Source organism: Vibrio sp. Isolate25 (genome assembly GCF_022398025.1).
Taxonomy (GTDB): Bacteria; Pseudomonadota; Gammaproteobacteria; order Enterobacterales; family Vibrionaceae; genus Vibrio; species Vibrio coralliilyticus_A.
In genome coordinates, this window is record NZ_JAKEUT010000004.1 from 107,789 (window position 1) to 121,634 (window position 13,846).

At 43.4% G+C, this 13,846-nt stretch carries 13 protein-coding genes; 2 read left to right on the forward strand and 11 right to left on the reverse strand.

Going from position 1 to position 13,846, the window contains the following annotated elements; all coding sequences use genetic code 11:
• Positions 1-13: 13 nt before the first annotated feature.
• From tssF to L1D15_RS11720, 11 genes are all read right to left on the reverse strand, one after another.
• The gene (tssF, locus tag L1D15_RS11670) at positions 14-1,765 is read right to left on the reverse strand and encodes a type VI secretion system baseplate subunit TssF (protein WP_239875749.1); all 1,752 of its coding nucleotides are present in this window, start codon (positions 1,763-1,765) and stop codon (positions 14-16) included.
• Positions 1,758-2,180: a type VI secretion system baseplate subunit TssE gene (tssE, locus tag L1D15_RS11675; RefSeq protein ID WP_239866594.1), complete on the reverse strand. Its 423-nt coding sequence runs from the start codon at positions 2,178-2,180 to the stop codon at positions 1,758-1,760. The genes tssF and tssE overlap by 8 nt, the downstream gene beginning before the upstream one ends.
• The gene (locus L1D15_RS11680) at positions 2,180-3,574 is read right to left on the reverse strand and encodes a type VI secretion system contractile sheath large subunit (protein WP_239875750.1); all 1,395 of its coding nucleotides are present in this window, start codon (positions 3,572-3,574) and stop codon (positions 2,180-2,182) included. Before L1D15_RS11680 ends, tssE begins: the two co-directional genes overlap by 1 nt.
• Before the next feature lie 60 nt (positions 3,575-3,634).
• Positions 3,635-5,113, reverse strand: coding sequence for a type VI secretion system contractile sheath large subunit (tssC, locus tag L1D15_RS11685; protein WP_239836467.1), 1,479 nt, complete (start codon positions 5,111-5,113; stop codon positions 3,635-3,637).
• Positions 5,113-5,616, reverse strand: coding sequence for a type VI secretion system contractile sheath small subunit (gene tssB, locus L1D15_RS11690; protein WP_239836466.1), 504 nt, complete (start codon positions 5,614-5,616; stop codon positions 5,113-5,115). Before tssB ends, tssC begins: the two co-directional genes overlap by 1 nt.
• 19 nt (positions 5,617-5,635) lie before the next feature.
• The gene (locus L1D15_RS11695) at positions 5,636-6,157 is read right to left on the reverse strand and encodes a type VI secretion system tube protein Hcp (RefSeq protein WP_239836465.1); all 522 of its coding nucleotides are present in this window, start codon (positions 6,155-6,157) and stop codon (positions 5,636-5,638) included.
• 35 nt (positions 6,158-6,192) lie between these two features.
• The gene (locus tag L1D15_RS11700; protein WP_239875753.1) at positions 6,193-7,599 is read right to left on the reverse strand and encodes a type VI secretion system ImpA family N-terminal domain-containing protein; all 1,407 of its coding nucleotides are present in this window, start codon (positions 7,597-7,599) and stop codon (positions 6,193-6,195) included.
• 402 nt (positions 7,600-8,001) lie between these two features.
• Positions 8,002-8,304, reverse strand: coding sequence for a PAAR domain-containing protein (locus L1D15_RS11705; RefSeq protein ID WP_239836463.1), 303 nt, complete (start codon positions 8,302-8,304; stop codon positions 8,002-8,004).
• On the reverse strand, positions 8,301-8,870 hold the full coding sequence (locus L1D15_RS11710; RefSeq protein ID WP_239866590.1) for a hypothetical protein: 570 nt from the start codon (positions 8,868-8,870) through the stop codon (positions 8,301-8,303). Before L1D15_RS11710 ends, L1D15_RS11705 begins: the two co-directional genes overlap by 4 nt.
• A gap of 4 nt (positions 8,871-8,874) precedes the next feature.
• Positions 8,875-10,857 carry a type VI secretion system tip protein TssI/VgrG gene (tssI, locus tag L1D15_RS11715; RefSeq protein WP_239866589.1) on the reverse strand — a complete coding sequence of 661 codons (1,983 nt, stop codon included), beginning with the start codon at positions 10,855-10,857 and terminating at the stop codon, positions 8,875-8,877.
• 191 nt (positions 10,858-11,048) lie between these two features.
• Complete coding sequence (locus L1D15_RS11720) at positions 11,049-11,846, reverse strand: hypothetical protein (RefSeq protein WP_239866587.1); 798 nt, start codon at positions 11,844-11,846, stop codon at positions 11,049-11,051.
• Between the two features lie 281 nt (positions 11,847-12,127).
• On the opposite strand from L1D15_RS11720, the gene L1D15_RS11725 reads away from it, so the two are divergent.
• The gene (locus tag L1D15_RS11725; RefSeq protein WP_239866584.1) at positions 12,128-12,832 is read left to right on the forward strand and encodes a GntR family transcriptional regulator; all 705 of its coding nucleotides are present in this window, start codon (positions 12,128-12,130) and stop codon (positions 12,830-12,832) included.
• A 12-nt stretch (positions 12,833-12,844) separates the two neighbouring features.
• Positions 12,845-13,741: a methylisocitrate lyase gene (gene prpB, locus L1D15_RS11730; protein WP_239875755.1), complete on the forward strand. Its 897-nt coding sequence runs from the start codon at positions 12,845-12,847 to the stop codon at positions 13,739-13,741.
• Positions 13,742-13,846: the final 105 nt, after the last annotated feature.

A 13,846-nucleotide genomic window follows, 5' to 3' on the forward strand; every position in this document is an offset into this window, starting at 1 on the left:
CCTCAACTAGCGATTACATAGCTAGTTGGCTCCCATGGATTTTAGGGTAGCGTTTTGCAATGCCATCTCTACCGTAAATTCGAATGGATAATTGAATATACCGGTCAAAGCTACAAAACTGTTGGAAAAAGCGGTTAAGGACATCGCTAAATACGAGGAATCCGCTTTGTGTATCGAGTGTTAACTCAATTTCAGTGCCAGGAGAGAAGACGTTTTTACCCATAATTCGTATCGCAGAAACCTGAGACCGAATAGAAACGCTGTGAATGGTTTGAATCTCCTCCGCTGAGATTTGCTCTCTGCTGCAAAGCTGCAGCATCTGCTTTAGCTTTTCTGTTGGGTTATCAGAGTGCAGCAAGGAAGAAAAGTTACCATTCAACAAGCCAACAAATTGCCAGTGCAAGTTGAGGTTTTGTTCTCGTTCAATGGGAGCTGTCGGTGGATAAATCGCTTTAAAAGAACCGGGCAAATCTATGCTTTCCAAGCACTCCATATCACCATTAATACCGCACGCTTGTTTTCCATTGGTACACAGTAGGTGGGTACCATAGAGTTTGTTGAACTCTAAGTCATGGTTAGGTTTTAGGCTGATCGCAAGCTTAAACTGACCGTTGATATCCCGGGAGCTTTGCCAGTAATCGGCATTTGGGTTTGATTTGTAGCTGTCCCTAAATAGAGGGATCAATGGTTTCTCACCTTGAGGCGTGATCTCGAACACTTCTTTTACTTCAACGACCTCAATGTCACTTTCACTGTGTGCGTCTGCATTGACAGGTATGCTGAGGCAGCGTTGATCATAATGGGTCGGTTCACCAGTTTGCTCAAATAGATTAACAGCAGGAACAATATCGAGCTTAAACACTTGATTATCAAATAGGCGCATGAATTCTGTTGGTATCGAATTCATAAATAGGTTTAATTTGATTTCCGCGCATTCAAATTGCTTAATCGCTTGCCCAAAGTCTTTTAATCGGAAAAACTGACGCTTCTCTTTGAAAAAGAAAAATTCACTGATGAGCTGGAAGCCAGAGAACTGATTGCCTTTTTGAGGAAGAAATAAAAAATTGAGATCACTGATTCGGCTTTTCAGTTTTTCTGCCAATAAAACAACATGCTTTTCGCAGTCGCTATCAGAGATAGAAATGGCTTTAGTCTGACCCAAGAGCAGCTCGACAAGTGAGTCCGCATTATTTTCAAAACCTTGTACGAAAAGATCTAAATCTTGGTGATCCAGTTGAGAAAAATATTTATCTGGATCGCCCGTAGCGAGTGAAAGTTGGATAACCGCTGTTGATTGCTCGGTGCCAGAAGGACGATTAAACCTAAATGGTGCGCTGGATGCTGTTGTATCGGTTAAGGTGAATGGCGCTGTCTTGAGGTCATCTACCGTTGTAAACTGACAAAGTTTTCCTTTTGCTTCCGAAGTAAAATGCGCTCCTTTAGGAAGCAGTACTGACTCTGGAACATCCTCTTCTTGGGATAATTGCAAATAAGCAACGCTTGGGATGGTTTGAGTATAACTAGGGTAGAGTACGCCAAGTAAACCTTCTACAACTTCAGGTAGCTGTTCGGAAAGCTGCTTTTCTACAGTAGCATTTAGTAGAGCAACACCATCTAGCAACCGAGCAAGGCTGGGGTCTTCGATTTGGCCTTGATGGATATTAAGGCGCTCGGCATGTTCTGAATGCTGTTGACCAAATTGACCTAAAGCCCGTCTTACAAAAGTCAGTTCTTGCTCAAAGTAACGCATTAAAGGATCAGTCATAGCTATCCTCCGTCATTACAGTTGTCAGATCATTGAGTGAAATCTTAGAATCGAATACCAGATCTTGTTCCCCTTTAGACGTTTTAGCCTTGGCTATAATATTGAAAACTAATGCGTTTTCATTTTCTTTGCGTTCAAGTAACTCAACCATAATCTGAGTAAGTCGAGGCTCGAAATGTCGAATATAGCTTTCTAACCGTAATGCGAGTTGAGTTTGGTCCAAGCTGGCACTTAGAAGTTGTACATCTTCGATTCCAAAACGCAAATTAGAGCGTTGAAGCTCTGTGAATCGGTCATCAATATCGATTAGAGAGGACTCAGACTCCAGAAGCTTAGTTAGGTGGTACTTGATATCATCAATCTCTTCGCTTTGGCTTGAGCTCTTAGGGTCAATAAATGTTTTCCAAAAGCCCATCACGCAGCCTCATCCAGCTCAGTGGTTAAAACAACTTCGCCTGTAAAGTGATCATATTGATACTGAGGGACAATTCTCAGTGTACAGACAAAACTGCCGGGTTGATTATCCGATTCTGAAACACTTATTTTGGCAAAACTGAGTGGGTATTTAGCCAGCGTCTCTTCGTTTGCGTAGGTGACATTACTGGCAAACTTTTCAACCCACTGGGTTAAAAATAACTCACATTCCGCAGCAGTATTAAAGCTACCAAGCATTTCGCGAACTTGAACTTTTAAATAGTGGGCTACGCGGCAAGACATTAGGCAGGTTTGAATCTGAGTTAATATCTTTTCGTTGTCTGAAGTACCACTTTGCCAAATGGAGTTATTTCCATTGAAAAAGAATTTGTTGCTAAGTGGACTCTTAGTGAGAGGGATAAACCCATGTTGTGCATAAAAGGTAGATATTTGGCCAAAGAGCACAACACTTGTCTGAGGCTCTCGAAGAAACAGACTGTTCTGCTGTTCAATATTTACAACGGCACCCTGAGATTTATCGTTCCAGCGTGACTTGAGAAAGCCAAACCAGTTTACGCGATGGTACTCTCGCATTATGGTTGCTGCAAACGCAAAGTTCGCTCTACCCCACAGACCAGTTCCTACCTCGTTGTAGATAAAACCTGCCTTAGCGTTGCGATAGCAATGCCGCATACGTATCGAAGGCATCACAAAGCCAACAAACCGTGAGCTTTGCTTACTACGGAGTGATTGCCAAGCTTGGTAGTCTGGTCCTGTGAGAATTTTATCTATTCGATTGATGTCTGAAAGCCAATCGGCACCGGAATCGACAAAAAATTGCTCATCGGGTGAAAAGATCATTGGGCAAAGTGTTGACTCCCCAAGTTTACTGAGAAGCTCTACAGTGAAAAGATCATCATAGTCGGCATCAAAATCCATATCGATTGCAATTGGGTGTGTGTAAATAATGCAACCAAATGGATGACCGCCCAGAGTATTTAATTCTTGATTACCGATTTTGTTGAACAGATTGGAAGCCTTGATATTGTAGGCTTGGTTAACGTCCGCAGACACTTCACTCCAGTCCATATCAAGGAGTTTTAGTTTAGTGCGTTGTTTGTTTACAGGTAATGTGGAGAGGCCTTGCAAACCGAGCCAACTGCTATGAAGGTGCTCGAAGTCTCTATCATGAAGGATTTCATCGAGCTGTTTTGACAGCGCATCATCTAAAAAAGCGACAAGTCGAGAAATGAAATTAACTAGTGACGGTTTATTTTCTAAGGCGGCTGGATTAACTTCGGACAGCAAAAAGAGCGCGTCTCTTAGAAAGTCGCTTTTTTTGCTGTCTAAGGTGGTAAACCTTTGTTGCCAACCCGCATCAAAATTCAGTTTCATATTTTCCTTAGGTGGTAAGTAACAGAAAGGAAGGCCGGATGGTTCCGGCCTTAGTTTTGGTTAACCTGGAATTTTAGCAACCATGCGTACTGAGGTTGTGAGCTCTTCCAGTTGTAGCCATGGGCGTAGGTGAGCGACAGCGGAATATGAACCAGGACGACCTGGTTGCTCAACCACTTCGATTCTAGATTCACAAAGCGGAGTTTTCGCACGTTGCTCGTTACCAATCGCACCAGCATTGGTGTATTGATCGATCCAAAGTTGAAGTTCACGTTGAATGTCTGGCGCTTCTAAATTTGAACCTAGCTTGTCACGTCCCATTACTTTCAAGTAGTGCGCGATGCGGCTACTTGCCATGATGTATGGAAGACGTGCAGAAATAGCAGCGTTAGCTGTTGCATCTGGATCAGTGTAAGTTTTTGGCTTCTGAGTTGTTTGGCCACCAATAAATACACCGTAGTTCGAATTCTTATAATGAACGAGAGGCAGGAAGCCTAGATCGCTGAGTTCTTTTTCACGCTCATCAGTAAGGTTCACTTCTGTTGGACATTGTTGAACTAAGTCACCAGCTTCTGTTTTGTAAGTTAGGTTTGGTAGGTTTTCTACTTTACCACCGTTATCAAGACCACGGATAGAAGTACACCAGCCAGAAGCCGTGTATGCCTGAGTCATTTTCAAACCAAGGTCATAAGCGGCGTTAGACCATACTAGTTGATCATTACTTGACGGGTTTGGATTACCATCCATGTCTGTATCAAGCTCTTCGTAGTCAAATAACTCTGTACCAAGACCTTTAGCACCATAAGGCAAACGGGCTAGTGTTCTTGGCAGAGTCAGCGTTACGTATCGAGCGTCGTCACTTTCACGGAATGCATTCCAAGCGGCATAAGCAGGTGAGTCAAAACCAGCAGCAACAGGTTTACCTTCGTCAAAAGTAGTGAAGTCATTAAACTCAAACATTTGAGCGTTTGCTGCGGCTACAAATGGTGCATGACACGCAGCTGCAACTTCACCCATATAGCGAAGTAGAGCAACATCTTCGTCTTTAGCACTGAATTCGTAGTCACCGATGAATGTACCGTAAGGCTCACCGCCTGCTGTACCAAATTCACCCTGATAAACAGCATTAAATAGAGGGCTACGGTCGATAGCCGGTGCATCCTCAAATTGGTCTAGCAGCTCCTCTTGTGAAAAGTCGACCATCTTGATTTTCAGATCGCGTCCAAGTTCGCTTTCCTTAACCAGTTTTTGTAATCCTCGCCATGAACCTTCGAGTTTTTGAAGCTCTTTCTGCTGCATAACTTCTGAAAGCTGCTTAGAAAGCTTCTTATCGATTTCAGAAATGGCATTCTCGATAGTTTTAGTAACGTTTTTATCCCACGTTACAGTACCTGAAAGCGCTTGTTCTGTAAGGACTGAAAACAGTTCTTTCGTTGTATCAGCTGGTGTCTGAGTGGTTGCCTCAATAGCTCGGTCAAGAAAACTTAACGAACCTTCTGCTGCTTCGGTTTGCGTTTGATTTTCAGCTTCTGTACTCATTATTCGCCTCCTTCCTTATTGACACCAAGCTCTTCCGACAGTGCATTGATTGTATCGGCACTTTGCAGAACTTCTTTCAGTAGCTTCTCTAGATCACGAGAGCGGTCTGCTTTTGAAAGTAGAACCTTAAGCTGATTGCGGGTTTCAACAAGTTTCTTTAGAGGTTCTACTTGCTCGACGATGGCTTCCGGTTCAAAGTCTTTCATCGAATTGAACTTCAAGTTTGCTTCAAACTGACTGTCATCGTCTGCAAGTACGTTATCGACTTTCAAAGACAACTCTGGACCCACGCGCTTCATCACAGTGTCAAAGTTGTCTTTGTCAACGTTGTAGAAAGTACGATCTTCAACGTCTTCCTTGTCTTGTTTATGGCCAGAGTAGTCACCAATTACCCCAACCACAAATGGGAGTTCTTTGGTTTCTACAGCGCCATTAGTTTCCACATCGTAAGTAATACTTACGCGGTTTTTACTTACACGTTTGTGTTGGGAATTTAGTGCCACAATGGTTCTCCTTAACTAATTAAGCAGCAGTCGAAGTAACTTTTGCAGTGGTTGCATCAAAGCCTACTTCTGGACCTTTCTCGATCTTACCGCCTTCACCTTCGATGTAGTAAGCTTTCGAGATTTCAGTGTAAGTTAGAGAGAAAGATTCGTTTGGTAGAGTGCCGTCAGAACCAGCCATGTTGTAGCTAGACATACGAGCAGCTTTCAACGTTAGGATTAGATATGGATCTGCACCAGAACCTTCACGGTTAGGTTTAGTCATCACGATCTCAACTGTTTTACCTTCACCGCCAGGAGCGTAAAGGAAAGTCGTTAGGTGAGGTGTTGCGCCATCACAGCCACGAGTAATGTTGACTTCGCCTAGTGCCACCATACCTTGGTCTGCGTTGTTTGCATTACCTACATCGATACCTACACCACGTACTGCGTTCCAAGTAACGGTATCAATAGCAAAGAAGCCATCTTTACCACCGATCTTTTCTACTGTTGCCGCACCTTTAGGTGTAGTGCCATCAATTCTCATGAAAATAGAAGCCATGTTGATCTCCTTCGCTAATTAAGCATGTAGTGTATTTACCACTCGAAGTTACTAATACCGCTTTCAGGCTGAGTAGTGTTCGCTTCAGGTTGAGTATTTTGTTCGCTCGTTGTGACTGGCTCCGAAGGAGCGGAAGTCTGCGGAGACGGAACATGAGCACCTGCCTGTGCTAGCACAGATGCAGAGGATAAAGTTTGTGTTGAAGTCATTGGTCTATTGCTTAGATCTGTTTGAGCTAAGTTGTCCATACCTGATATTTGGTTGATATGGGCAATAACACCGGAGTTACCCCCCGTCATTTCATTCAACAGTTCTGGCAAGCTCATGTAACCCCATCGAATCGCTCTTTCAAGTAGAAATGGAATAGGGCTATGAGGCTCTGTTTGTTGGAAAAACTCAGAAATCTTACGCAGCTCGTGAAAAGCTTGATCCCGATTCGTTATTACGCCCGGCGCTATGTTGACTGGTTGTTCATCGGTAGCTTGAATTGCTTGCTGTACTTGGCTTTGTGCTGACGGTTGCTCAATAACTGTGTCTGAGGTTATTGACTCTGATTGAGGAGCTTCAATGCTATTGCTTGGCTGAGACATAGCATTAGTTTCAGAAGCTGGTTCATCGGCAGCTTGCTTGTATTCACTATCTAGTGGCCAACGTGTGAATTTATCCCCAACTAAATACTGGATAGCATTGATTAAGTCCGCAATGTTGGCTTTGACAAACTTAAAGCTAACCGGAGCGACACCAGCAGATTGGCATTCTTTTGCAATTCGCTTCTCTGCCTCATCAAAATTTTGATAGCTTTCAGAAAGAGCATTGAGCGTGTCTTCTACTTCTTTAGAAAATAGAGATTGAGCTCGGCTTTTTAGATCGGCGATGGCTCCCGCTCGTTCTGCCCGTAGAAAATCACCAAAAGATAGCTCATCGATGAGGCCAATCATTTGCAGAGGCATGTACAGCGCTGTCGAATCTTGGCTTTCCCCAACTAACTGTAATAAAGGTTTGGTCCTAAATTCAATCAGCTCTTTAGTTTGATCTGCCTCCTCGCTGCTCTTTAACTTTTCAATTGGAGGGTGAGGATTAAGAGTTGTCCAGAAAGATTCAACAAAGCCCACCAAAACCTTAGTGGAGCTGGCGAGATTTTCATAAGGTGCGGAAGTAAAGAGTTGGCTTGCAATGTACCAACCTAAGAATTCTGTATCTTTTGTATGAGAAACGAGGGCATCAAATGTTGAAGTGCGCAATAAGTCCCAGTTGTTTTGATTGGCGTCGATTAAAGCTTCATCACTCGAGGCATCGGGCGTTTCAATCAGTTGACGGAATGATGATTGAGCCGTGTTGTAGTGATTTCTTAATGTACGGTAGGCACTACGATCTAACTTCAGGTATGTTCCTGATGGTTGCTCTTCTGATATAGGTTTCAATAATGCTTCAATATCAACCATACATTGCCCGTTGTTAGTTGTTCACAAAAAAGTTTATAAAAAGTGTTCTTGCTTATTATTAGTAAATAAAACTGCACCTTTCATAGTCTAGGCTTATTTTTTGAAAAGGCTCGTTCAAATTCATTATTTACCTTGAAAGGTGATCCGCTTCTAGAAAATTGGCCGGATGACGTATATTTTTTATCAATGTCTTGTTTTCTATGTGGTTTACAGGAAATAAAAGTGGTGGTTTTTTGTTCTTTTGGTGGCGTTTTTTTGAACCGTTTGGCATTTGTATTTCATCTCCCTGTAAGTCGAATGTTCTATTTGCGTGACGAAATGAAATGCTTCAGGAGATGTTTTCTAGTCAGAAGGGCATATTGAGCTGTCGTTTCGCAACAACAGCTCAAATTTAGCAGTTAGCTATCCGCCTATCAAAACGGTGGGCATACCTAATACGATACTGCCGCCGTGAGAGGTTGTATCTCCCATTCTGGCTGCTGGTTTACTCGTTAGCATAACAGTGGCACTTCCTTTGACTATTGAATCTGGTGTACCTACACAGACACATACATCACCAACGGTGGCTGCCGGCATACCACCAATCAAAACGGTTGGTGCTCCTGGGCCTGTGATGGGGCCGCCAACATGAGGGATTGGCGGAACGGCTGGGGTTTGCATTGGGCAAACGTGCATATCGGTTAGTCTTGCTGCTGGTAGCGTCATTTAAGCCCTCCGTTTCCTCCAGAAGCAATATCAAGTGCAACTTCAATTGCACTTTCATAATATTGTTCAGATTTATCCCACTCAGGCAGTGAAGCCGCATGATTGATAGCACCGCTGACCGCTTTTGCATAAAGAAATGGGTCAGGTAGCACTGCCGGTAGATCTGGAGCGACGATACTGCCAGAACCATTCCAAAAAACGGCTTGGGTTAGCCATGATGGGCCGCAATTGAGCTCTAAACGGTTTGCCAACAATTCTGCTCGTCTGCGCAGTTCTTCTGATGGGGAGAGAGCCCATTGCTTGACAGTATCAAGAGCCATTTTTTGAGCGTCGCTCCAGACATCATTTCTTGTAGATACGCAGCATAAGGCCCACCAGATGCTTTCTCGAACAGGAAGTGCATGCGCGAGGAACTGTACTAAATCATTGTATAAGCGAGCCTGTTGAAGTTTGCTTATCACTTGGTCTATCGGTAACTCTTCTCCAATGATTTCTTTTGCTTCATCAGAGGCTTGAAACCTTGGCAATATTTGAGTGCTGCTCTGGTAAGGGATTTTTTTATACATAGATTTAGTTCACTTTCACAATGGCGCCTTTCAACTCGCCTAATACGCCACCATCGAATGTACCTTTGAGGCCCGACTTAAATTCAGCGCTGAGCGAGCCTTCAGCACTTAATGTTGTACTGGCTTTCATAGCGATGCTAAGCCCTTTAATACTGTTTGAACTTGTCGCTTCAAGTGCTGTAGTCGTACCAGATATTTTATTCGCAGAGGTTGCCTTGCTGGTGACATTCGTCCCTTCCAGATTTAGAGCACTACTTGCTTTGATATCAATGTTGGTCGCCTCAATGGAAATTGAGGATGAGGAGATTGAAATTTTACTAGAACCCACCTTGAGATCGATAGAGTCATCTGCTTCAAGTGTGATTGATTTCGCTGAACCACTCATCGCTTTAGTGACATTGAGCGTGTAGTTGTCTTCAGTGGCTATTGTCATAGCTTTGGTTACAGACTGACTAAGTTCACCTTTCACTGTTTCGGTATGATTATTTTCGACTTCTTGTGTAATGTCTTTGGCAGCATGAATATATACCAGCTCGTTGTCTTTCTTATCGTCAAAGTAGAGCTCGTTGGTTTGGCCAGTTAGTTTAGTTTTAATCCCCGTCTTGGTCGTATTCGCTTCTTTGTAAGGAGGGGCATTTTTGCTGTTATAGACGCTTCCTGTGATAATCGGCTGATCTGGATCGCCATCAATGAAGGAAACCAAAACTTCTTGCCCAACTCGTGGGATAAACTGTGTTCCATAACCGCTTCCAGCCATCATTTGTGCGACACGTACATAGCAACTAGTTTTGTCACCGCTAGCCTCGGTGTCCCAATGGAACTGAATACGTACTCGGCCTTGTTCATCTTGATTTATCTCGCCAGCGGTTGAGCCCGCTACTGTCGCACTTTGCAAGCCATTGACGACTTGTTTAGATCTAGGTTTCGGATAGGTTGGCGTTGCTTTCGGTATAAGTTTAACTTCCGTTGCACAACGGACATCATCAGAATAATGTGTGGATGTACTAACGACGGAAAAATCACCGAGCTGAGATTTGTCTAGGTGACTGGATAGAGAAAACCAAGTCGCGATTTCGAACATATCGTGTTCTGCGTGAGCAATGATAGATTGGTAGTCTTGCTCAATTTGCTCAATACGGCGCTTTGCTAAATTACTAGAAAGATCCGTCATATCTCCACTAATACCTAGCTCAGGGTAGTGAACAGAAGCAAGTTTAGTATTGTTCGCGATAGTGTTACTGCTGGTTTTCGCTTTACTTGTGACCAACTTAGATTGCGAATAGTCGTAGGCTGTGAGTTCGACACTTGCGCCGTGGAAGGACATCACAGGAGACCACGACTTAATTAGAGGTAAGCTGCCAGAAGGGGTCTCCTGCATATCGAATTTGGCGACGTCGGCTTTGTCGAAAGGAGACTGAGCATCTTGAATGACCATTGTATGGTCGCCGGACTCATGCTCGAAATAGTAGTGGAGCCCTTCTTCGGCAAGTAATCGTGTAACAAAGTCAAAATCAGATTCGTTATATTGCAAGCAGTATTCTCGTTTGGTCGACGGTAAGCTTGAAAGCTTATATTTGCCTTTAAATCCTGCGTTATCAAAGATGTCACTAATGATGTCTTTTGTTGACTGAGTTTGATAAACACGAAAAGAGTGCGTGTGTGTGAGTAGCCAAAACCATGGTCGAAGAGTGATTCGGTACTGCATGAATTGCAGGTTGGCATCCAATCCCATTTGCTCGATACGAGCGACAATACCGTTAAAAGAGCGCTGCAGTGTATTACTGCCAGATTCATTGGAATATCGGTTAATCGTCAACAGCTGGCCTAGTTGATCTTTAACGCTGAAATTAGAAGAGACAAGAGTCGCGGTAATCTCAAAAGGAGTAGACAAAGATTGAGTTACAGTAAACTCGCTTACCGTATGCTCTTGATTCTTATAGTCCTTTGCTGAAATTAAGCTAGCCGACGCTGAATACTTATCAGCCATATATTATCCTTGAAATGATGAGTCTGTATGAAAAAAGACCTTAAAAATTATACTGATACATAAGGTATAATTTGTTGGATTTATAAAAAGTAGCAGTAAACTAAGCGTAAATAAATCCTACCACTGCTTATATAAGATGCTTTGCGACTAAAATGGCTGAATGTGTGAGCCGCTTTCTGAATTCCCAAGTTTTATCGACTGTCCACAACGAGTAGTTTTGCATTTTGATAGGAGAAGTGCATACCTTCCAACTCATTAGGGTGAGCTAGAATTGAGTCAACCGAGGGGAGTACTACAAAGAAGATGAGTGGATCTGGGTGAAGGTGCACCCAACGCAAGCTTGACTCTGACTTTTTGTAGACCTTCATATTTACAGTGAGTACAAGGTTGTCTTCTGCAAGCTGGCTGTACTTAAATCGACCTAATTCGTGAACCGCCCCCCATAGAGAGGTTAGGGGGCGTTCATATGTGCTCTTCAGGAACAACTCTAACTGTAAGGTATCCTCGTTGTCATGCAATGTGGTGCTCAACCTTTGAGTCAGCCTCAAGCCATCTTCAAATGGGAGATAATGAAGATTATTGTCGACAATTTGAGAGGAAAACGGACAAAGCTGAACAGAATCTGAAGGCTGCTGGCTTGCATACAGCTCACAGGTGAACTGCTTAATGATGAATTCCAGTCCGTCATGGAAACGTGAGTTCTGAATATCGCTAAGGAGAATAGTGGAACTATTAAGTATTTCGGCGAAGATTTTATGCGCATTATTGTTGACGGCAGCGCGGTCAGCGACCTGAACATAATGGTTGGATTTAATTGCGGTTTTAAGGATGTTGTTTGATTCTATTACCCTAATGTCTTCATCGGAATAGACTGCATCTCTTAGAGTTGGATAGTAAGGCTCTCTTTCTGGTGCCGAAAAGAATGAGCAGGCCGTCAATCCAAGGCCTAGCACTATACCTATAGATATCTTCGTGAGTGAATTCAGCATCCTTGCCATTGATTCCCATGGTTTCTTCTACATAAAAGATACTAATGCTGCGAGTGAGCTAAGTCATTGTTCTCATTTTATTCTTGCTAATAGACTTCACAAACTATGATGAGAACCCTTCTGTTTATTGTTTCAAATTCAGATGTGCTTACCCGTTTTCGTAATACCTTAGTCTAAATTGTCGACAATGATCTTGATTGTCGACAGTTTGATCGGCTATTTTATAATCATTGCACGGAAATTGTTGACAGATTTAAGTCGAAAACACGAGTGGGCGACATATGAATGATGAATTAATGACTCGTATGAAAAGTATAACGGCTGAAAAAGAGCATACTAAGTCTGAAAACCTGACTTCGATACTGATTGAGGCGATTGTTGAGGGGCAATTAGCTCCCGGAAGTAAGATATCCGAGCCTGAGCTGGCGAAACGATTTGAGGTAAGCCGAGGTCCACTGCGAGAAGCCATCATGCGACTTGAGGGACTGGGGTTGATTGAGCGCATTCCTCATGTCGGAGCACGAGTGATTGCCTTCTCCCCTGAAAAGCTGGTTGAAATATATGCGGTTAGAGAGGCTTTAGAGGGTATGGCTGCGCGCTTGGCGGCACGTTACATCTCTCAGGAAGAGCTGCTGAGTTTAGAGCTATTGCTTGCTAAACACTCAAAGCACATTGATGAAGTAGCAGGCGCTTCTTACTTTCATCAGGAAGGCGACTTTGATTTTCACTATCGCATTATTCAGGCGAGCCGCAATAGTAAGTTGATCGCGCTCTTATGTGATGAGCTGTATCACTTGCTGCGTATGTATCGATACCAATCGCCGCGTGCTCAATCCAGACCAAAAGAAGCGCTAAACGAACATAAATTTATCCTTCAGGCGATTCGTAATCGCGATGAAGAGTTGGCCGAAATGTTGATGAGAAGACATATCTCAGGCAGCAGACGGTTAATAGAGCAACAAATTTTACTTGCTGAAAATGACTAGAAGGAAACTGTCATGAGTTTATCTCCAGGGGCGAAATTCAGAGCCGCCGTAAAGCAAAATGATCCTTTGCAGATTGTCGGTACGATTAACCCGTACTGCGCCATGATGGCGAAAAACATAGGCCACCAAGCTATCTATTTATCAGGTGGCGGCATTGCCAACGCATCTTACGGTCTCCCTGATTTAGGAATCACGACCCTCAATGACGTCTTGGTCGATGTTGACCGCATTACTAACGCGTGTGATTTGCCTTTATTGGTGGATATCGACACTGGGTTTGGTGGTGCATTTAATATTGGTCGCACGATTAAAGCGATGGAAAAAGCCGGTGCTGCCGCTGTTCATATGGAAGATCAGGTGGCCCAAAAGCGTTGTGGTCACAGACCAAACAAAGCTATTGTCAGTCAACAGGAAATGGTTGATCGCGTTAAAGCAGCGGTAGATGCGCGCAATGACGAAAGTTTCGTCATCATGGCTCGCACTGATGCTCTCGCAGTTGAAGGAATGGATAGCGCCATTGAACGAGCGATTGCCTGTGTTGAAGCTGGCGCGGACATGATTTTCCCAGAGGCGATGAACAAATTAGAGCAATATTCACAGTTTTCTGAAGCACTAAAGCAAGCGACCGGAAAACACGTGCCTATATTGGCGAATATTACCGAATTTGGCCAAACGCCATTGTACGGTGGTGAAGAGTTAGCCAAATCAAATGTTGATATGGTGTTGTATCCACTAAGTGCTTTCAGAGCAATGAATAAAGCCGCAGAAATGGTTTATGCCCACCTGTTGAAAGAGGGAAATCAAGAAGCACTGCTTGACTCGATGCAAACGCGTAAAGAGCTCTATGCGCACCTTAAGTACCATGATTACGAAGACAAATTAGATCAGCTGTTTTCAGAAGGAAAATAGCCAACGGAAACAAACGGAAGCCCAAGAAAAGTATCGGAAAACTTTTAATTCAATAACGTGAAACTTGTCCGAACAGAAAATGCTCCATTCAGAGGGCAGAGCGGA